This is a genomic window from Paenibacillus sp. KS1 (assembly GCF_001680695.1).
In the GTDB taxonomy this organism is placed as follows: domain Bacteria; phylum Bacillota; class Bacilli; order Paenibacillales; family Paenibacillaceae; genus Paenibacillus_B; species Paenibacillus_B suaedae.
In genome coordinates this window covers 39,054-62,147 of sequence record NZ_MAIS01000035.1, presented here as the reverse complement: position 1 = coordinate 62,147, position 23,094 = coordinate 39,054, and the positions used below count along the sequence as shown (strand labels likewise).

Below are 23,094 nucleotides of genomic sequence, written 5' to 3'. Positions count from 1 at the left end.
TACCAGCGTGGAGACAGCAGCCATAAATGCCAGAACACATTCAACAAAGTGAGCTCCAATGGAAGCCATGGGCATAAAATAAGAATGACTAAAAACGTAATGGATGTCGTATGCAGCATAATTTTTGTGAGATATCTTAGGCTGATGAATTGCTGTGGGAGTGGCAAGTAACCAATCCATGGCATACGCCACCGCCAAGCCCATCTCCCTTTATATGTGTACCGATCTACGATGAAGATGGATCGGCCTATTACATAATGGAGCCATGCAATGAGCACACAAGAAGCAGCGACATAGCCGATACCAAGGAGGCTATGTTGGTACAGTGCGACTGCGATACACAGTGCAGCTAACGTGGAAAAGGCAATGATGAAAGGCTTCGCTAGACGAACTCTCTTCAGCAGCTGATAATGATAAAATGTTCGCTCCATTTGTTCATTGCGTATGGTTGACATTGAGCGAACCCTCCTTTTCAAGTTGAACAATAATTTATATATCGGTATTTATTCTATGAAAATGTAGAAGGGATAGAAATTGAAGAAGAATCTAATGAAGATCAAAAATGTTGAAAAAGGGTTCAAACCGTACAAACACCAATACCATCAATCCATCATACATATATAAAAACATTTGAAACCGGCTATGAAACTGGTATATATCCATAGAGTTACGGGCATACTTATCATATAACCGCTAAAGGTGGGATTGACATGGAACGTCAGGATACACACTGCATTGTGTGCGGTGAAGCGACGAATGACGGCATAATGGTCGTCAATCAGTTTATTTGTACAGCATGTGAGCAAGAAATGGTTAAGACCGATGTGCAGGATCTGAAATATTCATTCTTCATTCATAAGCTAAAGCGATTATGGCTGCACACGAATGTGTAAGATAGCTCCCCTCGATTTGCTTACTCGTTAGGGCCCGATTCAGTGGGCTCTTTTTGCTTTTTATTGAACAACAGATGAAGAAGCGCACAATTTACGTTACAATAAATGAAGCAATAATAAAGGGGCAACCTTGATGAATATACGTAAGGGGACTTCTCACTTGGCGTTTGATGTACAAGAGCAACTGCGGGCGCCACTTGTGGAAGCTTTACTTCAATATAATAGAAACCGGCACGCATCTTTCCATGTACCAGGTCATAAGGATGGACATTGGTATGAGCAAGTGGGGCTTTCCTTATCTGAGCAGGGAGAATGGAGTATGCTGCTTCAGAGGATGTCACAGCTGTTATCGATTGATGTGACAGAAGTAGAAGGTACAGATGATTTGCATCATCCGACAGGAGCGATTGCAGAGGCACAGCAGCTAGCTGCGAAGTTGTTCGGTTCTGAAGAGACTCACTTTCTTGTAGGGGGCAGTACGGTTGGCAATATTGCACTCCTTATGAGCTGCTGTATTCAGCCGAACGATATTGTGCTCGTACAGCGCAACGTGCATAAGTCTGTATTACACGGGCTTACGATGGCAGGTGCAAGAGCTGTATTCCTTACACCACAGATGGATGCTGCAAGCGGTCTTGCTACTGCACCGACCAGTGATGCGGTAGAGCAGGCACTTCAGGCATACCCAGAAGCGAAGGCTGTATTCGTGACGAATCCGAATTATTATGGAATGGGGATTGATCTCCGTCAACTTGTGGCTATTACTCATCGTTATAATATCCCACTGCTGGTGGATGAGGCACACGGAGCACATTATGGGCTCCATCCCGCATTTCCAGAATCCGCTCTGCAGGCAGGTGCGGACGGTGTTGTACAGTCAACACATAAAATGCTTGGCGGCATGACGATGAGTGCGATGCTTCACGTTCAAGGAGCTATGCTTAATCGAACAAGGCTGAAGAAACTGCTTACGATGCTGCAGAGTTCTAGCCCTTCCTATCCTTTAATGGCATCGCTTGATATCAGCCGCTATTATATAGCGCGAAACGGGCAAGAGGCGTTTGAGGAGGGTCTGAAGGCGGTGCAGCTCGTACGAGCTGCGCTGGCTAACCTGGACGCATTTGAGGTTATAGAGATACAAAGCACTCATTCACAGTCCGCCTATTGCAGTCTTGATCCCTTCAAGGTGACGATTCGATGCAGGGAGAGACTGTGCAGCGGTTATAAGCTGTTAGATCAGCTTGCTCTGCATGGGTGTATTGCCGAGATGGCCGATTTGCGTCATACGGTGCTCGTATTCAGTCTAGGCAGCACATTAGAGGATGCGAAGCGATTAATTAGGGCATTGCAAGCGGTTGCTGTGACGTTGGACAACAACACTCCATATACTAAGATACAGGCGGGTACCTATATGGAGATTACTGATGCGTCTGCACATCCGATTGTGATGGCTGACGGGCATCGATTGTTCTCTGAGCCTGTATCCTTCTCGATATATGAACAAGAGCCTGTACGAACGAAGCAAGTACTTGTGCAGGAGGCAATTGGGCACAAGGCAGCAGAGTCGGTGATTCCTTATCCGCCGGGCATTCCATTACTTTATCCGGGTGAGATTATTACAGAGGATGTAGCACAACAGCTGATCATGCTTGCACATGCCGGAGCTAAGTGCCATGACGCAGAGGATGAATCCTTGCGAACGATTCGTATTGTGGATACTGAAGAAGAGAAGGGAATTGAGGAATAGATATGAGTAAGCAGCAACGAGCAGAACGTCCCGGGTGGTTCATTACACTGGAAGGTGGAGAAGGAGCAGGCAAGTCATCCGCGATTGAACTGCTGACGGATAAGCTGCGGCAGCAAGGAGTGAATGTCGTAGTCACTCGGGAGCCAGGAGGAGTCCGCATTGCCGAGAAGATTCGCAGCATTATCCTCGATCCTGAGCATACGGAGATGGATGCTCGAACAGAAGCATTGCTTTACGCAGCTGCCCGCAGACAGCATCTTGTGGAAGTTGTTATTCCAGCCTTAGAGCAGGGAGCAATCGTCTTATGTGACCGATTTGTTGACAGCTCGCTTGCCTACCAAGGCTACGCACGAGGACTCGGGATAGAAGATGTATGGGAAATCAATCGATTCGCGATTCACGATACAATGCCGGATATTACATTCTGGTTAGATATTGATCCACAGGCTGGATTGGATCGAATTGCTGCCAATCAGGCTCGTGAAGTGAACCGACTCGATAAAGAGAAGCTTACATTCCACGAAGCAGTGCGCGAAGGGTACGAACGAATTGCTAAGCAGCAGCCGGAACGGATTGTGAGATTGGATGCTACACAGTCGCTAACGCAAATAAGTGGGCAAATGTTCGACTTTTTATGTGAGCGAACGCAGGATTTTGCAGGTCGGATGTATAAATAAGTAACATCATTCCAAACAGGGATGCCAAGAACTATATTTTAAGGAGGATGACCAGGCATGAAGATGGTTGTGGCCATTGTACAAGACAAAGACAGCAATCGACTTTCCGGTGCATTAGTAAAGGCGAATTTTAGAGCGACCAAGCTGGCGAGTACGGGTGGATTTTTGCGTGCAGGCAATACGACGTTCATGATAGGTGTGGAGGATGATCAAGTGAGCACCGTCCTGAATGTCATCCGCAGCAACTGTAAGGTGAGAGATCAGCTTGTCACCCCAGTGACTCCGCTCAGTGGTACTTCGGATTCTTATATGCCGCTACCTGTCGAAGTACAGGTAGGGGGAGCGACCGTGTTTGTGCTCCCAGTAGAGCGGTTCGAGCATTTTTAACATTTCGTCCGTAATATTACGATATAATAGAAGTAATCCGCAGATGGATGGATTTCAATCGAATCATACTATGAAGCGAACGATTGCAGGTGATATGGAGTGAAAATTAACCCTGGATTTCGCCCCTTTGGCACGGATGTGCGTATGGGGGAATCTGTAACTAAGCCTGTCCAGCACAAGTCTTTTGCGGACATGATGAACAATCGTCATGATCAAGCGAGCAATGATGAGCTGCAGCAGAGGCTGCAGGATATTTATCAGCAAGGGGAACGACTGTCGAAGTCCATGACGATTCGTGAGCTTCGCATGTACCGAATGATGGTGAAGCGTTTTTTGGAGGATACAGTACGGCGGAACCTGAAAATTCGGGAAACGCGTGGATGGGATCGACGCGGCAGAAGCAAGCGATATCAGATTGTCGATGAGATTGACAGTGCTCTCATTGAATTAGCGGATCATCTGCTGGAGACGGAGCAAGGTAAAATTGATCTGCTTCATAAAGTAGGGGAAATTCGCGGGATGCTGATTAACCTGTGCTTCTAGTCAAGCTAGGGCAATTTCCCCATATCCCGTGACTAGAGCAGAGCTTCTTGCTCCGTATCGCATTCTGGTTATATATATGGAAGGAATACGCATAACATGTCGTTTGAACAAATTCTCGGACAGGATCGAGCTAAGAAAATATTGCAAAATGGTCTGCGCACAGACAAGGTATCTCATGCTTACTTATTCAGTGGACCGAAGGGTACGGGTCGGATGGCTGCTGCGCTAACCTTCACCAAGGCGTTATTCTGTGAACGCATGACAGATGATGCTTGTGGTGAATGTCTTTCTTGTCGGAAAATTGAGCACGGCAACCACCCTGATGTGCATGTTATTGCACCAGAGGGGCAGTCGATTAAGATCGATCAAATTCGCGAGCTTCAGCGCGAATTTTCCTATCGAACCCAAGCTACAGGTCGGAAAGTGTACATTATGGAGCAGGCGGAGAAGATGACCGTGCAAGCGGCCAACAGCCTGCTTAAATTTTTGGAGGAGCCAACAAGTCCTGCAGTGGCTATTCTGATTACAGAGAATGGACAAGCGATGCTGCCAACCATTCAATCCCGTTCACAGATGGTGCCATTTACGCCGCAGGATCCGAACCTTATCTGTCAAACGTTAGTAGCAGAGGGTTGTCCTGCTATATTAGCTCGTGCAGCTGTCTATCTTGTAAACGGCCTAGAAGCTGGGCGTGAGCTATGTGGACAGAATTGGTTTGCAGAAGTGAGAAACGTAATGTTACAATTAGGAAAGGAGTGCGAAGCAAGACTTCCTTCCGCACTTCTAACCGCACAGCAGAAGTTGTTTAAGACCGAGCTTGCTGAACATACGGACATGTTGTTCCGTTTGTTCCATCTCTGGTTTCGAGATATGTTGAATTACCAATACAACCGGCAGGAGAGTCTCGTCTTTATCGATCAGCTTGATACAATCAGCAAGCTGGCCTGGACGAAGTCGGCTGAAGGATGGATTCGGTGCATGGATGCGGCGACGGAGGCGCAGAAGCGGGTGCGCGCCAATGTAAGCCCGCAACTTGCTTGCGAGCAGTTTCTGGTTGGAATCCAAGGAGGTACTTGATTGTATAATGTAGTCGGCGTCCGTTTTAAGAGAGCGGGCAAAATATACTATTTCGACCCGGTCGAATGGCCGGTCCAGAGGGACCAGCATGTGATCGTCGAAACGGCGCGCGGCATTGAGTACGGCAAAGTCGTGATTGGTCCGAAGACCGTCGGTGAGAACGATGTGGTGCTTCCCTTGAAGAAAGTCATTCGCATCGCTAATGAAGCGGACGCTACATTGGTGGATGCGAACCGGCAAGCTGCGAAGGATGCGTTCGCAACTTGTATGGACAAGATTAAGGCGCATCAATTGAAGATGAAACTTGTAGATGTTGAATATACGTTTGATCGGAACAAAATCATCTTTTACTTTACGGCAGAAGGACGCGTGGACTTCCGCGAGCTGGTGAAAGACTTGGCCAGCGTATTCCGGACACGGATTGAGCTCCGGCAGATTGGTGTACGGGACGAGGCGAAGATGCTTGGCGGCATTGGGCCTTGCGGGCGCGTGTTATGCTGTTCCTCATGGTTAGGTGATTTTGAACCGGTATCTATTAAAATGGCAAAAGACCAGAACTTATCGCTGAATCCTACGAAAATATCCGGTTTGTGCGGTCGCTTGATGTGCTGCCTGAAATACGAGCATGACAATTATGAAAGCGTGAAAGAAGAGCTTCCTACAGTCGGCAAGTGGGTTGTTACCTCGATAGGAGAGGGCAAGGTCGTCGGTATTAATGCCGGTGAACGTAAAGTGCACGTCCAATTAGCGGATATCGGCAAGGTGAAAGATTTTGCTTTCGACGACGTTGTCGTAAAATAAATAGCGGACATTTTCACGCTCTGGGGTGGGAACTTGGAGAAGAAAGACATTTTTGCGCAGATTCATGAATTGGAAACGCATATGGGAGACCTTCATCAAGAGCTTGGTGCGCTGAAACTCGTCGTCAAAGAGCTGCTGGAAGAGAATCAACGCTTGTGGATGGAGAATCAGCAGCTGCGCAAAGTACTGCACCACGAGCATCACGAGCACTTGGAAGTTGAACCTGAGGTGAAGGGAGACTCGGCACCCGCAGTAAATCCTGATCCAAATGGAGATTCCAAAGAGAACGTGGTTGGCGAAGGGTATGATAATTTGGCGCGGCTGTATCATGAAGGGTTTCACATTTGCAACGTGTATTATGGACATTTGCGGACGGAAGGTGACTGTTTGTTCTGTCTGTCCTTCCTCAATAAATAACCGCGGCCGTAGGTCAGTGGGAACCGATAAGAGGGTTCCCCACCTACGGCTTTTCATCATATTAGGGGCAATTTACAGCATAGCTGATGAGGAAGTCCCTTATGAAACGTTAAAGATATAGGTGTAGGTAGTACTTAAATGAAGATGATAAAGGCAGGGGCGTTATGGAGAATAGAAACGATGTGATCGGGCTGCATCCATCTGAGAGGCTCGACGATTTGCTCACTCATCAATTACGAATCATACAGAGCTCAGAGGTGTTCAGCTTCTCCATGGATGCTGTCCTGCTGGCTCGATTCGCTTCCGTGCCAATGCGTGGCTGGATTATGGATCTGTGTACAGGCAATGGGGTAATCCCACTGCTGCTGTCCACACGGACTAATGCGCAAATCGATGGATTGGAAATACAGCCAAGACTTGCGGATATGGCCAGCCGCAGCGTTCGGCTAAATGGCTTGGAAGAGCGAATACGCATTATCGAAGGGGATTTGAAGGCATTTACACCAGATGCAGAGCGTCCCTTTTACGAAATGATTACAGTAAATCCTCCCTATATGCCTTTGACGGCGGGTGATGTGAAAGAGAACGAGCATTATGCACTAGCTCGCAGTGAGGTCGCCTGCACACTGGAGGATGTGATTCGCACGAGTGCTAAGCTGCTGCGAACGGGCGGGAAGCTTGCCATGGTTCACCGTCCTAGCCGATTGACGGATATCATAGCGCTTATGCGGACATATCGATTGGAGCCGAAGCGCATTCGCTTCGTTCATCCACGCGAGGAAGTAGAGGCCAATATGGTATTGATTGAGGCCGCGCGAGACGGCAAGCCGGATGTACGGCTATTGCCGCCGCTTATCGTATATAATGATGGAAAAGAATATCGTGAGGAATTAATGGATATCTATTATGGGAAAGCCTCGCAGCTGAAGGATGGGTAATATGCAATTGACGGAACAATATAGCTACCAGCAACAAAACAAGGAAAATGTAGGGGCATTATATCTTGTAGGGACGCCGATTGGAAATCTGGAAGATATGACATTCCGGGCTGTACGCATACTGCGGGAAGCTGATATTATTGCGGCGGAAGATACACGTGAGACAAGGAAGCTGTTGAGTCATTTCGAAATTACAGGGAAGACGCTGTACAGCTATCATGAGCATAACAAGCAGGCAAGCGGACCTGAACTTGTGCGTATCATGGAAGAAGGCAAGCGTATCGCCCTTGTGAGCGACGCCGGGTTACCCGCGATATCAGATCCGGGTGCAGATCTTGTTCAACTGGCTGTAGAAGCGGGCATTCCTGTTATTCCGATTCCTGGACCAAATGCGGCTTTATCTGCCTTAATTGCGTCTGGGCTGCCAACGAATCGTTTCACATTCGTAGGTTTTCTTCCGCGGGAGAAGAAGCATGCAGATGCGGTGCTTGCCTCACTCCGAATGGAAGCGGGAACGCTGTTATTCTATGAGTCACCGCACCGTATTGCGAAGACGCTCGATCGGCTTGCTTCCGCATACGGAGACAGCCGCCGGATTACGATTGCCCGCGAACTGACGAAGCGTTACGAACACTTCATCCGCGGTACGGTTGGTGAATGCATTGCCTTTGTAAGCGAGCATCCTCCATTAGGAGAATGTTGTATCGTCGTCGAGGGAGCTGATGAGAATGGAGCTTCTCAAGATGCGGGACAAGCATGGTGGCAGGAACTGACGGAAGAAGAGCATGTTGCGCATTATGAACGTGAACAGGGAGTATCACGCAAGGATGCAATGAAACTGGCAGCCAAGGATCGTGGTGTATCCAGACGGGATATCTATCAGGCATTGTTATAGAACAAGAATGGATACAATGGATCATAAGAGAAACATGCAGACAATTGAGGGAAAACCCTTGCTGTAAAACAAAAAAAAGACCTCCATGGTTGGGTTCAAAACCATGGAGGCATCAAGGAAGATATAAAAAGGTTAGAATTAACATATGTGATTAGAGCTATTATAACCTATTTTTTTTATTTTGTCACAGGTTGTGGTATTTCTGATATACATTCGTGACAAACAATTTTTCCTTTAAAGTATGTAACGTTCTCTGCATTGCCGCAGAAGATGCATGCTGGTTCATATTTCTTAAGCATGATGCGCTCTCCGTCAACGTAAATTTCTAGCGCATCCTTTTCACCGATACCAAGGGTGCGGCGAAGCTCGATCGGAATGACGACACGACCTAGTTCATCTACTTTACGGACGATACCAGTGGACTTCATCATAGTTCAACGCTCTCCTCTTTGCTTTAGCATGAAATGTCATATTTCGACAAAATTCTTTTTGGCTGATTCTTATCGTACCAACCATTCCCAAATTAGTCAACCTAAAAAATGTATACTTGGCGTGCTAATTTATGGATTTTAGGTTTTTTTTAGCTTATATTAAGCTGTTTTTAACGACGTAGCGTACACTTTTACACTCGTATGGTATTTTTTATGCAAAAATAAACAGAAACAAGAATAAACCAAATCTTTTCGACAATAAGGCAGACTATGTCGAAAAGGTTCGAATCGAAAGGAGTGATTTTCAATGTTATTAGAGGAAAAAGTGTTCAAGGATCCGGTTCACAATTATGTGCATGTTCAAGATCGAACAATTTGGGATTTGATTAACACAAGGGAATTCCAGCGGCTCCGCCGCATTCGTCAATTAGGAACCTCCTATTTAACATTCCACGGGGCAGAGCATAGCCGCTTTTCTCATTCTCTGGGCGTATACGAGATTACTCGGCGAATTATTTCCCAATTTGAACGAAACCAATACGAGGACTGGCCGCAAGAAGAGAGGCTGGTCGCCTTATGTGCTGCACTGCTTCATGATGTGGGCCATGGACCATTCTCTCATTCCATTGAAGAGGCCTTCGATATGTTTCATGAAGATTGGACATACCGCATTATAATAGAAGATACCGATATCAATCGCGTGCTGAGACAAGTAGATCCACAGCTCCCAACCAAGGTGGCATCAGTGATTCGCAAGACATATGAGCGGCCGATTGTCGTGAATTTGGTATCCGGCTCCCTTGATGCGGATCGTATGGACTATTTATTGCGGGATGCATACTTTACCGGTGTTAATTACGGTACATTCGATATCGATCGTATTCTAAGGGTGCTGCGCCCGCTTAAGGATCGGATCGTAGTCAAAGAGAGCGGCATGCACGCAGTAGAGCATTACTTGCTAGCTCGATATGAGATGTACTGGCAAGTCTACTTCCATCCTGTAACCCGAAGCTCGGAGATGTTGCTGCGCCTAATTTTCAAAAGAGCCAAAGAATTATATTTGGGTGGATATACTTTTCAATATTTCCTCTCTCCTCTAGATGCTTTATTTGAAGGAACGATTACGACGGAACAATATGTCCAAATGGATGAGGCATTTGTGCAGACCGCATTCATGCAGTGGACAAGGGAGAAGGATGGACGTCTCGTTGACTTGTGCCAACGATTCATGGAGCGTAAACTATATAAATATATTGAAGTCGAACAGATGGATGAAGATTTACAGGAACGATTGCGGGCAGAGTGGTCGCAGATTGGGCTTGATCCGAACTATGAACTTATGTTCGATTCTCCCTTCGACAAGCCCTATGATGTATATCGAAAGGGAGATGCCCGTTCACAGCAACATATTATGCTATGGGGGCGGGATCAGCAAATTGTAGAGCTGTCCAAGAAATCGGATATTGTACGTTCCATTAGCGGCATTCGCCGTGGAAAACACTATATCTATTTCCCAATGGACAAGCTTCTGGAAGTCTCGAATCACCTTACGGAAGATACAAGGCGTATGTTTATACGCCGCAATCATTAGATCGACTTTACAAGAAAGAAAAAGGAGCGCATAAACGTGTTATTTGATACACATACGCATTTAGACAGCAGCAATTTTGACGAGGATCGCGATCAGGTTATCGCACGGGCCGTTGAACAAGGGGTGACCCGTATGGTTAATATCGGGTTCAATCGAGAGACGATCCCGACGACGATGGCGCTGGCAGAGAAATATGATTTTATCTATGCAGCCGTGGGCTGGCATCCGGTAGATGCGATAACGATGAAGCCGGAGGATATAGACTGGATCGCCAAGCTAACGGAGCATGAAAAGGTTGTGGCGATTGGCGAGATCGGACTGGACTATCACTGGGATACGTCTCCGAAGGATGTTCAGCACCGTGTATTCCGCGAGCAAATTGGGTTGGCGCGAGAATTGAAGATGCCGATCATTATTCATAATCGTGAAGCGCACGAAGATGTAATCCGCATCTTGCGCGAGGAGAAGGCTCACGAAGTAGGGGGCATCATGCACTCCTTCTCAGGTAGCTGGGAAACAGCGAAGATGTGCCTGGATATGGGCTTCTACCTTTCATTTGGAGGACCTGTTACTTTCAAAAATGCAAAACAGCCGAAAGAAGTACTTGTTAAGGTTCCGAATGATCGATTGCTTGTGGAGACGGATTCCCCCTATTTGACTCCTCATCCGTTCCGAGGCAAGCGCAATGAGTCCGCATATGTTCGTCTTGTTGCAGAGGTTGCAGCAGAGCTGAAAGGTATGGAATTTGAAGAATTTTGCAGAATGACGACCCAAAATGCAATGACATGTTTTGACATCGCGTGAAAACGGGCCAAAAACAAGTGAAAAAAAGACATCGGCCATAAAATAAGTGGATTTCATTATGAAAAACGGATTAAGTTACATTTTTTTAACCATTTTTCGCGAAAAACGGAATTGCTACTGTCTTTACAAGAAGATTGCAAACACGATATGATTTCTCACAGATGTTATTACACAATTCAATATTGTTCCAACTAATTCAGTATCGCTTAATCTCCATGAAGTGGAGAGCGGGGGAACCAGAGTGTGAACGACATGACATGAGTACATGTTCATTCACACGGATTAATTCCTTGGGGTGAATTAGGGACGACCGAGCCATGAGCCGGTTGGTTCCGATAGGGCGACTCTCAAGCCCGAACCCGACAGCTAACCTCGTCAGCGTACCGAGAGAGGGTTCCTCGCGTCCTATACACTGTTGACGTTTGGGTTTCTATTACGGAAGCCGCGAAAGAGTCTCCTCTTACGAAGGGCTTCTTTTGTTTACTCTCAAACATTCTTTTTTTGAATAATGAGAATAAAGACGTCATAGGGTGTAAGAAATAGGAGGTGGGAGCAGCCAATACTGAAACGTTGGTACGGAGATTTCAGCATTGTCTTGAACGATTACATGCTCGTTTATGGCAAGTGAAGTCTCTCGTAAACATTCTTGAAATAGTCGCGTCAGATGGAATCATGCAGAGCACTCGACGGCGGGACTATGTAAGGAGGACCGAGAAATGGGACAGATCGTGAACAACGAAACCCATGAACCCCGATCATCCAGCATGTCACTCGCATTGCGATGGAAGCATGAAAATGTGCGTGTTATCACCGTTATTGCAGCTGTAGCAATCGTGATCACATTAATAGCAGTCTTGACTTGGTATAATGTAACGAAGAAGACAGTGGCTGTGCTCGTTGATGGACAAGAGCGTTCAGTCGAAACTCGCCTAGATACGCTTCGCAATGTTTTGGATGAGCATGCGATAGCGCTTGGGGCATACGATGCAGTATCGAAGCCGCTTGATGCAGAAATTGCTGATGGAGATCGAGTTATTATTGAACGCGCTTTGCCTATCCAAATTACAGCGGATGGGAAGAAAGAAACACAATTTACAACGAAGAAGTCGGTGCATGATGCACTGAGTTCGCTGCAAATCCAAGTGAACCCTGAAGATAAGGTATTCCCTTCTAAGCGTGCCTCTATTTCGAAGAACATGGATATTCGAATCGTCCGTGTCAGCAAGAAGATGGAAGAGCGTAAAGTGAAGGTTCCTTATCAAGTGGTGAAGCAGGCAGATGCTACTCTCCTTAAGGGGAAGACCAAGACGGTTCAAGATGGAAAAGAAGGCTTGGTTGTCCAGAAAGTACAGAAAACGTACGAGGATGGTAAGCTCGTATATTCGCAGATGGTCGACAAATCCGTTCATACAAAACAAGTGAATCAAGTGATAGCCTATGGAACGAAGAAGGAACCGGAAGTTGCTGTTCTGTCAGTGAACGCGCAGGAAGACGATTCTGACAATGTTTCCAGTGGCGACAAAGATTTTAACTATAAAAAAGTGCTGAAGAACGTTCAACTGACGGCGTATACGGAATCTGAGGGATCGGCTGGTGCGAAGACGGCATCTGGCGCAATAGTATCAGAAGGTCGTACTATCGCGGTTGATCCGAAGGTCATTCCGCTCGGCTGGTGGGTATATATCGAAGGGATTGGATTCAGACGTGCTGAAGATACAGGTGGCGCGGTCAAGGGGAAAATTATCGATGTATACTTCGACAGCAAGAAGGCGGTCAGCAAATTCGGACGCAAGAAGGGGTACACCGTATACGTGGTTGGCCCAGTCAAGCCGGAATCGAACTAACGCACAAGGTATGCAGCCATGTGTAATTAGGATATAGTAATGAATAATGATTTATGTCATGCTAAGAAGAGGGGACACCCTCTTCTTTTGTTGTTTATTTATGAATGGAGAGCAAGAGAAGGATGCGGAATTAGGAAGCAGCCTTGTGGTGAGAGGAGCAAGCATATTGATACGCGAAGTGATAGTTGTAGAAGGCAAAGATGATACCGTTGCCATTCACCGTGCCGTTGAGGCGGATACAATTGAGACAGGTGGATCGGCGATTAATGATACAACGATAAAACGCATCGCATTGGCCCAAGAGCGCCGAGGGGTTATTATTTTCACGGACCCAGATCATGCGGGGGAGAAAATTCGGAAGACGATAGCAGAACGTGTACCTGGGTGCAAACACGCTTTCCTGCCTAGACATGAGGCGATAGCCAAAGGGGATCTTGGTGTGGAGAATGCAAAGCCAGAAGCGATTCGCCGTGCCTTAGAGCAGGTTCGCTCCGAGATGCCAAGCATGACATCAGAGCTGACGTGGACGGATCTCGTCGAAGCGGGATTAACGACGCGTGCAGGCTCTGCAGAACGCAGACGGCAGTTAGGTGAAATATTGGGCATTGGATACTGCAACGCGAAGCAGATGCTCAAGCGCTGCGGTGTGTTCCAGATCGGACGAGAGGAATTTGAGAACGCCTTGCGGAAGCTGAACCAATTCGAGCAGGAACAATGTGCAGAAGGAGAATAGATGGAATGACGCAGACGAGAATAGATATTGCAACACCGAATCGCACGAAAGACATTATACGCAAGCATGGGTTTTCATTTAAGAAAAGCTTAGGACAGAACTTTCTAATTGATATGAACATTTTGCGCCGTATTGTGGATGCTGCAGAGCTGGATGATGTGACAGGTGCCCTGGAGATTGGGCCTGGGATTGGTGCGCTTACGGAGCAGCTCGCTAAGCGCGCTCGTCGTGTAACAGCAGTCGAGATCGACCAGCGCTTGCTTCCGATATTAGGGGAAGTGCTGGAGCCCTATGAGCATGTCCATGTTGTACATGGGGATGTATTGAAGGTGGATTTGCATGAATTGTTCCGCGAACAGTTCCAAGATGTCGAGCGGGTAAGTGTTGTTGCCAACTTGCCGTATTATGTGACGACACCGATTATGATGAAGCTTCTGGAAGAGCGTCTGCCGCTCAAGAACATCGTCGTCATGATTCAGAAGGAAGTTGCAGAGCGAATGGCAGCGAAGCCGGGAGGCAAGGATTACGGCAGCTTAAGTGTGGCTGTTCAATATTTTGCAGAGCCGGAGCTTGTATGCACCGTACCGCATACGGTGTTCATCCCGCAGCCAAATGTAGAGTCTGCAGTAATCCGTCTACGTGTGAGACAGACTCCACCTGTGCAGGTGAAGGATGAGTCGTTGTTATTCGATGTTGTACAGGCTTCGTTCGCTCAGCGTCGCAAGACGATTTGGAATAACCTGAAGGCTCGCTATGCCGGCAAATGCGGGACAGACAGGCTGACAGAAGCGCTCGCTTTAGCACAAATTGAACCGAATCGCCGAGGGGAAACACTCTCGATTGAGGAGTTCGCTGCTCTGTCCGACGCGATCGGTCAAGCCATTGCACGTGCAGAAGAAGAGGATCAAGCGGAATAACATAATTTTGAGGCTTAGGCATCACCAATTTATGCGTTTGCCCATAGGATAGTCGGAGAGGTGATTGATCCTATGAACGAACCAGTGAAGCAAGGAGATTTGGTCGTACGCAAGTCGTACGGTGGCGATATTACATTCCGTGTGGAGGAGATCTTCCGACAGACGGCGATTATTAAGGGGACGGATTACCGCTTACTGGCGGATTCCCATGTTGAAGATTTAGTTAGTGTACCGAAGGCAACGATTGCGCGCCGCACGGAACAGGCTCATATCAAGATGTTGGAGTCTGTCGAGGTGCTTGAACAGCAGCGTAGGCAGCTGCATGAGCGCAGGCGGACGGAGCTTCCATTTGCAGTGATGCCGAATTCCATTTCAACCTTTGATATGCCGGGAACGGTACTCCATCTGGATGGGGATCCCGGGTATTTACAGAAAAGCATGGCGATATATAATCAGCTCAACGTGCCGGCAGAAGGCCATTATGTGAATGAACGCAATATGGCAGATACGTTGTATCGGCTGCTGCCGCGAGTGAAGCCGAATATAATCGTCATTACTGGACATGATGGTGTATTGAAGAACGGCAGGTACCGTGATCTGTTAAATTTGCAGAATTATAAGAACTCCCAGAACTTCGTTAATGCAGTACAGACGGCAAGGCAGTATGAGCGCCATCTTGATTTATTGACTGTAATTGCCGGGGCATGCCAATCTCACTTCGAGGCGCTTCTGCAAGCAGGAGCCAACTTTGCAAGTTCACCGGGCCGAATTATGATTCATGCCCTTGATCCAGCTTACGTAGCGGTTAAGGCCTCATATACCTCAATTCGTGATACCGTACAGATTGGGGATATTGCGCCTCATATGGTCAGTGGCATTGACGGGGTGGGAGGCATTGAGACAAAGGGAAGTTATCGCGTGGGCATGCCGAAGTTGAAGGATTTATCGACATTGAACGTTACACCAACCGTAATATAAGCGGCCTATGTATAAAATACAGAAAAAAGAACCATTTTAATAAATTTGGGCAAAAAAACACATTGACACGAAAACGGTGTTATTGTTATAATTATTCGTTTATTTGACAACACCTCTTGAATTGGTTATAATGGACAAGGAAAGAGGTGGTAGCTGTAATGGCGAAAAACGCGCTGTTTGAAATTCGTCGTTGTCTTGAAGCACATGTCGGTCAGAAGATTCTGCTCCGCGCCAATGGCGGTCGTCGGAAAACGATTGAGCGTACGGGCGTGTTGGAAGAAACCTACCCTTCTGTATTTATTGTTAAGTTGGACCAGGATCAGAACGCGTTTAAGCGGGTATCCTATAGCTATGCAGATATATTAACAGAATCGGTTCAAGTGACCGTATGCGCCGATAACGGCGAGTTAAAGATTGAATATGTTCGCGGTTAAGCGACATGACGGCAGCCTGTGAGGGCTGCCTTTTGTTTGTTTTGAAGGAATGACATGAGCACGCACGGTCACGGTTCTCCCAGATGCTCCCCCATAAATCGGAACAGGAGTGAACGTATAATGGAGGTGGCTTCTACTTACATTAACGGTAGGCCGATGATTATGTCGTGCTTGCTGATGATATGAACTTTAAGGTAAGCGTGGGAGGTGCAGTGATGAGCCGAAGAAAGCGCAGCTTCATGTCTGAGGATCTGAAGGTGGAATTGGCTAAAGATCTTGGCTTCTACGATACGGTGTCCAAATACGGATGGGGTGCTATCCGTGCGAAGGATGCTGGCGATATGGTCAAGCGGGCCATTCAACTTGCCGAAGAGGCAGCCTCGAAAAAATAACGAGTCATGAACCTTCTATCCAGCGAGCATCGGATCTATTCCGCTCTGTTCGCTTTTTTTATTAACGAAATCATGTTCATTGCCTGTATACGTACACATATGACTTGCACCATAGAGTCTGTTATAATAACGTAAGCGATCCGTAGGATAAAGAAGGGTGAACGCGAGTGAAAGTGTACGAGAAGGCGCCTGCCAAAATAAATTTGCTGTTGGATGTGCTGCGTAAGCGCGAGGATGGGTATCATGACGTCGAAATGGTCATGACGATGGTAGACTTAGCGGACCGTCTCGAGATGGAGGAACTTCCTCGAGATACGATTATCATCTCCAGCCAAGCAGGTTACATACCGTTAGATGAGAAGAACTTGGCGTTCCAAGCGGCAAAACTAATTAAAGAACGTTATGAAGTGAAGCAAGGCGTATATATTCATTTAGATAAAAAAATACCAGTAGCTGCCGGACTAGCTGGCGGAAGCAGCGATGCTGCTGCTACACTGCGAGGCTTGAATCGATTATGGAAGTTAGGGATTCCTGATGAGGAGCTGCAGGTGCTTGGTGCGGAACTTGGGTCAGACGTCCCGTTCTGCGTGACGGGAGGGACTGCAATAGCTCGCGGCCGCGGAGAGGCACTTGAGATGATTGAGCAGCCACCTCAATGCTGGGTTGTGCTTGCCAAGCCGCCGATTAATGTATCGACGGCTGATGTCTATGGGCGCCTTAGAGCGAGTCAGATTACGGAGCATCCATCGCTGGATCAAATGCGCAGAGCGATACAGGCCCAAAGCTTCCAAGGGGTGTGTGAATCGCTTGGCAATGTGCTGGAGGATGTCACGCTGCCGCTCCATCCGGAGGTGCAGCAGTTGAAGGATGCTATGCTTCGGCTCGGGGCTGAAGGAGTGCTGATGTCGGGCAGCGGTCCGACGGTATTCGGCCTTGTGTCTAAAGAATCTAAGATCGCAAGGATCTATAATGGACTGCGCGGTTTTTGCAAGGAAGTGTACGCGGTACGCTTGTTGGGATAACAGGCTTAAATAGATTAACGTGTATCAAGAAGGCGAAATGGTTACAATTCAAGGAATGTTTGACTTGACAAGCGGCGATCATCTTGCTAACTAGCGTACATTCATGTAATATCTACAATATAATATTCGGTTTTGAGCGAGGAGTAATCATGAAAAAATTGAAGCGAAGCGCCCGTCTGGTTGAGATGACCCAATATCTGATGTCTAAGCCGCATACGCTCATACCGCTCACGACATTTGCAGAACGTTACGGTGCAGCCAAGTCTTCCATTAGCGAGGATTTGGCTATTATTAAAGAGGTGTTCGAGAGCGAAGGGACGGGAGATTTACTGACGCTGGCTGGTGCTGCAGGCGGAGTGAAGTTTATTCCGAAATGCACGCCTGATATCGCACTTCCTGTCATTGAGTCTTTATGCGCATCAATGGGGCATCCAGACCGGGTGCTTCCTGGGGGATATTTCTATATTACTGATATTTTAGGTCAACCAGCCTTGATGAACGATGTAGGTCGAATGTTCGCATCTGCCTTTGCAGGCTGCAATATTGACGTCGTGATGACGGTAGAGACGAAGGGGATTCCAATTGCCTATGCGACTGCTGCTCATCTGAACCTGCCAGTGGTGCTAGTACGTCGCGACCATGTTGTGACAGAGGGATCGGCCGTTAGCATTAACTATGTATCAGGATCGCAGAAGAGCATCCATACGATGACACTCGCACGGCGTGCCTTGAAGGAGCGCTCACGCGTATTAATCGTGGACGACTTCATGCGTGCTGGTGGAACGATTCACGGCATGATGGATCTGCTGAAGGAATTCGATGCCACAGTAGCGGGTGTTGGTGTATTGGTAGAATCGGAGGATGTATCGAACGAAGAACGGCTGTTGACAGATTATGTGTCCCTCATTCGCGTTGGGACTGTAGATGCACGGACTCGTCATATTATGGTGAAGCCGGGGAACTACTTCGATAAGGAATAAGCGATAGAGAACAACATTGATTCGGGAGGGTATTCAAATGTCTCATGAATTAGAAGCAATTGCAACGAATCAAGCGCCTGCGGCCATTGGCCCATACTCACAAGCAATGAAGCTGGGCAACCTCTTGTTCACTTCGGGTCAAATTCCGTTGACTGCACAAGGTGTGCTCGTGGAAGGCGGAATTGAGGAGCAGACACACCAAGTGTTCTTCAACTTGAGGGCTGTGCTTGCAGAAGCAGGTACTTCTTTCGATAAGGTAATTAAGGCTACTGTTTTTATCAAGGACATGAATCAATTTGCTCAAATCAATGCTATCTATGAATCGTACTTCGGTAATCACAAGCCTGCACGCTCCTGTGTAGAGGTAGCGAGACTCCCGAAGGACGTACTTGTCGAAATTGAACTGATCGCAGCGATATAAATCGAAGCTTGTCGAATCCGTTAAAGACAGGCATAAATTTTTAAAAAAAGTTAGATTATTGGCAAATTTAAGAAGGATTTTTCATGCGCGTGTGGAATTATACACCAAGTCTCGATGGAAAAAGGTGGTGAACACACGTGCAAATTACTGATGTAAGACTCCGCCGCGTCAACACAGAGGGGAGAATGAAGGCAATCGCATCGATTACGATCGATAACGAGTTTGTCGTTCATGACATTCGTGTAATCGACGGCAACAATGGCATGTTTGTAGCGATGCCGAGCAAGCGGACTCCAGATGGCGAATTCCGCGATATTGCTCATCCGATTTCTTCGGCGACTCGCGAGAAGATTCAAGCTGCTGTATTGGCTGAATACGAACGCGCTGCTACGGAAGAGGAAGTTATCGAAGAGGGCGCGTAGTTTTATGATTTTATAATTGGGGTTGCAAAGAAAGAGAGCCAATCATAGGGGCTCTCTTTTCTTTTTCTCCATAATGAGATATATTCTTCTATGGAGTAAAGGTAGAGCAGGAGGTCGGACGCTTTGAAAAGAATGGCCATTGTGCTTGCTGCCGGACAAGGCAAACGCATGAAGTCAAAATTGTACAAAGTGCTTCATCCCGTATGCGGGAAACCAATGGTAGGGCATGTTCTTGATGCTGTCGAAAGTGTGGATTGTGAGCGCACCGTCGTCATTGTAGGACATGGAGCAGAAGCAGTACAGCAATTCCTGGGGAACCGTGCCGAGTACGCCTTGCAAGCGGAACAGCTTGGTACAGGACATGCGGTTAAGCAAGCGAAGGCGCTTCTTGATGGTGAGGAAGGAACGACACTTGTCATTTGCGGCGATACACCGCTAGTGACACCAGAAACGTTGGCTCAGTTGATGGAACTGCATAACCGCGCTCAGGCGTCAGCGACGATTTTGACGGCTGAACTGAATGATCCGACAGGTTACGGTCGCGTCATTCGCGCAGAAGACGGTTCGGTCTTGAAAATTGTCGAACAAAAGGATTGTACGACCGAAGAACAGCTCGTGAAGGAGATCAATACGGGCACGTATTGCTTCGACAATGTGAAGTTGTTCGCGGCGCTGGAGCAGATCAGAAATGATAATGCCCAGCAAGAGTATTATTTGACTGACGTAATCGGCATCATGAAGGCACAAGGAGATACGGTGCAAGCATATTGTACGCCGGATAACAGTGAGGCAATCGGCGTTAATGATCGCTTGGTGTTGTCTGAAGCGGAACGCTTCATGCGTGATCGTATCAACAAACGCCATATGCTGAATGGTGTAACGATTATTGATCCTGCCAATACGTATATTGAGTCTGGTGTTGTCATCGGAGCGGATACGATCATTGAACCAGGGACAAGCCTGCGTGGCAACACGACGGTTGGCGGCGAATGCGTTATTGGGCCGAACAGCGAGATTGTTGATTCAACAATCGGCGATCAAGTGCATATTAAGCAATCTGTACTCTGTGAAGCGATTGTAGGCGACGAGAGTTCAGTTGGTCCATTCGCTTATTTGCGTCCAGGCGCACGTCTTGGCAAGCAGGTGAAAGTCGGCGACTTCGTGGAAATTAAAAATGCGTCGCTTGATGATCAAACGAAAGTATCGCACCTCAGTTATATTGGCGATGCCGAAGTAGGGAAGAATGTAAATATTGGATGTGGCGCGATTACGGTCAACTATGACGGCTTCAATAAGTCGCTCACTCAAATTGGCGATGACGCGTTCATTGGCAGCAATGTCAACTTGATTGCACCTATCCAAGTGGGCACTGGCGCTTACGTCGTTGCCGGATCAACGATTACACATCCTGTACCAGATAATGACTTGGCCATCGCTCGTGAGCGTCAAGTAAACAAGCCGGGGTATGCGGAGAAGATTCGTGCCCGTGCAAAAGCAAAAAAAGAACGAGAAAAGTGATCGATAAGGTTGCACTTTTCATTCAATATCGTTTAGCATGGTATTGAGAGCCTTTTTAGTTGAGACCATGTAGGGATAGACTAAGCAGCACCATTAACGGACAGTATAAAACAACGATGAACAAGAACCGGCACGGAGGGTTTTTAATATCATGACGTATTGTGATTCCAAGTTGAAAATTTTCACTTGCAACTCCAATCCTAATTTGGCGAACAAGATTGCAGAATACATCGGAATTCCGATGGGAGATGCAGAAACGAAGAGCTTTAGTGATGGAGAAATCCAAGTTAAGTTGTCTGAAAGTGTACGCGGTTGTGACGTTTACGTCGTTCAATCGACATGCGACCCGGTCAATGACAATTTGATGGAGTTGCTTGTAATGGTGGACGCATTGAAGCGTGCATCGGCAAAGAGCATTAACGTAGTTATCCCTTACTATGGCTACGCTCGCCAAGACCGTAAAGCGCGTTCGCGCGATCCGATTACGGCGAAGCTTGTAGCGAATTTGATCGAGACAGCAGGAGCTCATCGTGTTATTACGATGGACTTGCATGCCACACAAATTCAAGGATTCTTTGATATTCCTGTGGATCATATGCTGGGTGTTCCAATTTTGGCACAATATTTCCGCTCGAAGCAACTCGAAAACGTTGTTGTCGTATCGCCTGACCATGGTGGTGTGGTACGTGCGCGCAAATTGGCTGACTTCCTGAATGCACCGCTTGCCATTATCGACAAGCGTCGTCCAGAGCCGAACGTTAGTGAAGTTATGAATATTATCGGGGATATTAAAGGCAAGACAGCGATTATTATCGATGACATTATCGACACGGCTGGTACGATTGTGCTTGGTGCGAACGCATTGGTTGAAGCAGGGGTGAAGGAAGTCTACGCTTGCTGCACGCATCCAGTACTGTCCGGACCTGCGATGGATCGTTTGGAGAAATCGCCATTCAAAGAGGTTGTTGTAACGGATACAATTCCGATTACACATGAAAACCCATCTAGCAAGTTACACGTACTGTCGGTTGCACCGTTAATGGGTGAAGCGATTATTCGTGTTCACGAAGAATTGTCTATCAGTAAATTGTTTGAGATTGAATAAAGCGTGGGTCGAGTGACCTGAGCTGCACATTACGGAAGGGTTACGTCTTCGGTCTTGACCGGAGAAGTAACCCTTATCGGCATTTGAATGTGTCTGTGAGTCAGGTGTGGATGCATGCCAAAAGCAGTTCAATCATCATATCGATGATCAATAAGGAAGGATGTAGCGCTCTTGAAGTGGATTGTAGGATTAGGTAACCCGGGAACCGAATATGCCGCAACCCGCCACAATATCGGCTTTATGGCAATTGACTCTCTTGCGGATCGCTTCGGCATTCAGGTACGTGAGAGCAAATGCAAGGCGTTAATCGGAGAGGGACGCGTTGGAACAGAGAAGGTTGTTCTTATCAAACCCATGACGTATATGAATCTGTCTGGAGAGGCTGTTCGCGCATATCTGGATTACTATAAGGCGGATATTGAGGATTTTATCGTTCTATATGATGATATGGATACAGAGCTTGGGAAGATTCGCTTGCGCTATCAAGGGAGTGCGGGTGGTCACAACGGGATTAAATCGCTCATCCAGCATCTAGGAACGCAATCCTTCAATCGAGTTCGGATGGGGATATCTCGTCCGGAACCTGGTCGGTCTATTGTAGATTACGTGCTGTCTACGTTCCCTAAAGCGGGTATGGAAGACTTGAAGCAGACAGTAGAGCGCACTTGCGACGCTGTCGAATTCTCGCTTAAGCATTCGTTCGAGCAGACGATGGCGAAATTCAATGGATAAATGATCTGATCAAAACTGATGTTGGGCTAATGTGCCTTTCTTTTGGACATACTGAACGGTATAATCCAAGATTGGGAGGCATATACATGTCTGTGAATTACGTGTGCAAACATTGTCATACAATGATTGGGCGCATCGACGGGAACGGGATTGATGAGGAACGCCTCGGCTTCCACCGTCTTACCCCAGACGAGCGCCAACAATATATTGTCGTTCATTCCAATGGAGATGTAACCGTGCGGATGACATGTGAATATTGTACAGAAGCGATTCAGATGCATCCCGAGTTGTCTTTGCTTTCCTCCCCCTTGCAATGAGGGTGGATGGGCAATGGGAGTTAGCGTCAGCCTTGGCTTGTCAGCCGAGGCTTATTTTGGATGAGGGTAACGTATATA

General features: G+C 47.2%; 28 protein-coding genes and 1 riboswitch. Of the genes, 26 read left to right on the top strand and 2 right to left on the bottom strand.

All coding sequences use genetic code 11. The features are described 5' to 3' along the window. On the bottom strand, window positions 1-455 hold a 455-nt coding region (locus BBG47_RS13795), incomplete at its 3' end, for a hypothetical protein (RefSeq protein WP_065292169.1). Between the two features lie 255 nt (window positions 456-710). Here BBG47_RS13795 and BBG47_RS13790 point away from each other — a divergent pair. The 10 genes from BBG47_RS13790 to rsmI all read left to right on the top strand — a co-directional run bounded on the left by BBG47_RS13790 (window position 711) and on the right by rsmI (window position 8,375). Then, complete coding sequence (locus BBG47_RS13790) at window positions 711-893, top strand: sigma factor G inhibitor Gin (RefSeq protein ID WP_021260716.1); 183 nt, start codon at window positions 711-713, stop codon at window positions 891-893. A 133-nt stretch (window positions 894-1,026) separates the two neighbouring features. Then, on the top strand, window positions 1,027-2,640 hold the full coding sequence (locus BBG47_RS13785) for an aminotransferase class I/II-fold pyridoxal phosphate-dependent enzyme (RefSeq protein ID WP_065292168.1): 1,614 nt from the start codon (window positions 1,027-1,029) through the stop codon (window positions 2,638-2,640). Between the two features lie 2 nt (window positions 2,641-2,642). Next, window positions 2,643-3,317: a dTMP kinase gene (tmk, locus tag BBG47_RS13780; protein ID WP_065292167.1), complete on the top strand. Its 675-nt coding sequence runs from the start codon at window positions 2,643-2,645 to the stop codon at window positions 3,315-3,317. A gap of 57 nt (window positions 3,318-3,374) precedes the next feature. Further along, on the top strand, window positions 3,375-3,704 hold the full coding sequence (locus BBG47_RS13775; RefSeq protein ID WP_021255894.1) for a cyclic-di-AMP receptor: 330 nt from the start codon (window positions 3,375-3,377) through the stop codon (window positions 3,702-3,704). A 99-nt stretch (window positions 3,705-3,803) separates the two neighbouring features. After that, window positions 3,804-4,247 (top strand): YaaR family protein, encoded by a 444-nt coding sequence (locus BBG47_RS13770; protein ID WP_021255895.1) that lies wholly within the window; start codon window positions 3,804-3,806, stop codon window positions 4,245-4,247. 96 nt (window positions 4,248-4,343) lie between these two features. Continuing rightward, window positions 4,344-5,324: a DNA polymerase III subunit delta' gene (gene holB, locus BBG47_RS13765; RefSeq protein WP_065292166.1), complete on the top strand. Its 981-nt coding sequence runs from the start codon at window positions 4,344-4,346 to the stop codon at window positions 5,322-5,324. After that, the gene (locus tag BBG47_RS13760) at window positions 5,325-6,125 is read left to right on the top strand and encodes a PSP1 domain-containing protein (RefSeq protein ID WP_021255897.1); all 801 of its coding nucleotides are present in this window, start codon (window positions 5,325-5,327) and stop codon (window positions 6,123-6,125) included. A gap of 33 nt (window positions 6,126-6,158) precedes the next feature. Then, window positions 6,159-6,542, top strand: coding sequence for a DNA replication initiation control protein YabA (gene yabA / locus BBG47_RS13755; RefSeq protein ID WP_021255898.1), 384 nt, complete (start codon window positions 6,159-6,161; stop codon window positions 6,540-6,542). Between the two features lie 164 nt (window positions 6,543-6,706). Beyond that, a complete protein-coding gene (locus BBG47_RS13750) occupies window positions 6,707-7,480 on the top strand; it encodes a tRNA1(Val) (adenine(37)-N6)-methyltransferase (RefSeq protein ID WP_065292165.1) in 774 nt (257 codons plus the stop codon). A gap of 1 nt (window position 7,481) precedes the next feature. After that, on the top strand, window positions 7,482-8,375 hold the full coding sequence (gene rsmI / locus BBG47_RS13745; RefSeq protein ID WP_065292164.1) for a 16S rRNA (cytidine(1402)-2'-O)-methyltransferase: 894 nt from the start codon (window positions 7,482-7,484) through the stop codon (window positions 8,373-8,375). Between the two features lie 176 nt (window positions 8,376-8,551). Here rsmI and BBG47_RS13740 read toward each other — a convergent pair whose 3' ends face one another. Then, window positions 8,552-8,806 (bottom strand): AbrB/MazE/SpoVT family DNA-binding domain-containing protein, encoded by a 255-nt coding sequence (locus tag BBG47_RS13740; RefSeq protein WP_005545514.1) that lies wholly within the window; start codon window positions 8,804-8,806, stop codon window positions 8,552-8,554. 307 nt (window positions 8,807-9,113) lie between these two features. Between BBG47_RS13740 and BBG47_RS13735 the strand changes: the two genes are divergently transcribed. The 16 genes from BBG47_RS13735 (at window position 9,114) to BBG47_RS13660 (ending at window position 23,016) form a co-directional block, all read left to right on the top strand. Continuing rightward, entirely contained in the window at window positions 9,114-10,397 is a 1,284-nt protein-coding gene (locus tag BBG47_RS13735; RefSeq protein WP_065292163.1) for an HD domain-containing protein, read from the top strand. A 36-nt stretch (window positions 10,398-10,433) separates the two neighbouring features. Next, a complete protein-coding gene (locus BBG47_RS13730; RefSeq protein ID WP_028532548.1) occupies window positions 10,434-11,201 on the top strand; it encodes a TatD family hydrolase in 768 nt (255 codons plus the stop codon). Between the two features lie 193 nt (window positions 11,202-11,394). Further along, window positions 11,395-11,598: riboswitch (cyclic di-AMP (ydaO/yuaA leader) on the top strand. 319 nt (window positions 11,599-11,917) lie between these two features. After that, window positions 11,918-13,045: a resuscitation-promoting factor gene (locus BBG47_RS13725; RefSeq protein WP_065292162.1), complete on the top strand. Its 1,128-nt coding sequence runs from the start codon at window positions 11,918-11,920 to the stop codon at window positions 13,043-13,045. A 166-nt stretch (window positions 13,046-13,211) separates the two neighbouring features. Then, window positions 13,212-13,778 carry a ribonuclease M5 gene (rnmV, locus tag BBG47_RS13720; protein ID WP_065292173.1) on the top strand — a complete coding sequence of 189 codons (567 nt, stop codon included), beginning with the start codon at window positions 13,212-13,214 and terminating at the stop codon, window positions 13,776-13,778. 5 nt (window positions 13,779-13,783) lie between these two features. Next, on the top strand, window positions 13,784-14,695 hold the full coding sequence (gene rsmA, locus BBG47_RS13715) for a 16S rRNA (adenine(1518)-N(6)/adenine(1519)-N(6))-dimethyltransferase RsmA (protein ID WP_065292161.1): 912 nt from the start codon (window positions 13,784-13,786) through the stop codon (window positions 14,693-14,695). Window positions 14,696-14,767: 72 nt separating this feature from the next. Continuing rightward, on the top strand, window positions 14,768-15,673 hold the full coding sequence (yabG, locus tag BBG47_RS13710; RefSeq protein WP_065292160.1) for a sporulation peptidase YabG: 906 nt from the start codon (window positions 14,768-14,770) through the stop codon (window positions 15,671-15,673). A gap of 158 nt (window positions 15,674-15,831) precedes the next feature. Then, window positions 15,832-16,107 (top strand): biofilm formation stimulator Veg, encoded by a 276-nt coding sequence (veg, locus tag BBG47_RS13705; RefSeq protein WP_021255244.1) that lies wholly within the window; start codon window positions 15,832-15,834, stop codon window positions 16,105-16,107. Between the two features lie 215 nt (window positions 16,108-16,322). Further along, window positions 16,323-16,499, top strand: coding sequence for a small acid-soluble spore protein (alpha/beta-type sasp) (locus BBG47_RS13700; RefSeq protein ID WP_021255243.1), 177 nt, complete (start codon window positions 16,323-16,325; stop codon window positions 16,497-16,499). A gap of 167 nt (window positions 16,500-16,666) precedes the next feature. Next, the gene (ispE, locus tag BBG47_RS13695; protein ID WP_021255242.1) at window positions 16,667-17,521 is read left to right on the top strand and encodes a 4-(cytidine 5'-diphospho)-2-C-methyl-D-erythritol kinase; all 855 of its coding nucleotides are present in this window, start codon (window positions 16,667-16,669) and stop codon (window positions 17,519-17,521) included. Window positions 17,522-17,670: 149 nt separating this feature from the next. Next, entirely contained in the window at window positions 17,671-18,501 is an 831-nt protein-coding gene (gene purR, locus BBG47_RS13690; RefSeq protein ID WP_065292159.1) for a pur operon repressor, read from the top strand. Window positions 18,502-18,538: 37 nt separating this feature from the next. Further along, window positions 18,539-18,922: a RidA family protein gene (locus BBG47_RS13685; RefSeq protein ID WP_065292158.1), complete on the top strand. Its 384-nt coding sequence runs from the start codon at window positions 18,539-18,541 to the stop codon at window positions 18,920-18,922. A gap of 137 nt (window positions 18,923-19,059) precedes the next feature. Continuing rightward, window positions 19,060-19,344, top strand: a complete 285-nt coding sequence (gene spoVG, locus BBG47_RS13680; protein WP_005545528.1) for a septation regulator SpoVG — start codon at window positions 19,060-19,062, stop codon at window positions 19,342-19,344. 123 nt (window positions 19,345-19,467) lie between these two features. Further along, entirely contained in the window at window positions 19,468-20,862 is a 1,395-nt protein-coding gene (gene glmU, locus BBG47_RS13675) for a bifunctional UDP-N-acetylglucosamine diphosphorylase/glucosamine-1-phosphate N-acetyltransferase GlmU (protein ID WP_065292157.1), read from the top strand. Between the two features lie 151 nt (window positions 20,863-21,013). After that, a complete protein-coding gene (locus BBG47_RS13670) occupies window positions 21,014-21,967 on the top strand; it encodes a ribose-phosphate diphosphokinase (RefSeq protein WP_005545532.1) in 954 nt (317 codons plus the stop codon). Between the two features lie 171 nt (window positions 21,968-22,138). Then, complete coding sequence (pth, locus tag BBG47_RS13665; RefSeq protein WP_065292156.1) at window positions 22,139-22,699, top strand: aminoacyl-tRNA hydrolase; 561 nt, start codon at window positions 22,139-22,141, stop codon at window positions 22,697-22,699. A gap of 86 nt (window positions 22,700-22,785) precedes the next feature. Continuing rightward, window positions 22,786-23,016: an anti-sigma-F factor Fin gene (locus tag BBG47_RS13660; RefSeq protein WP_021255237.1), complete on the top strand. Its 231-nt coding sequence runs from the start codon at window positions 22,786-22,788 to the stop codon at window positions 23,014-23,016. Window positions 23,017-23,094: the final 78 nt, after the last annotated feature.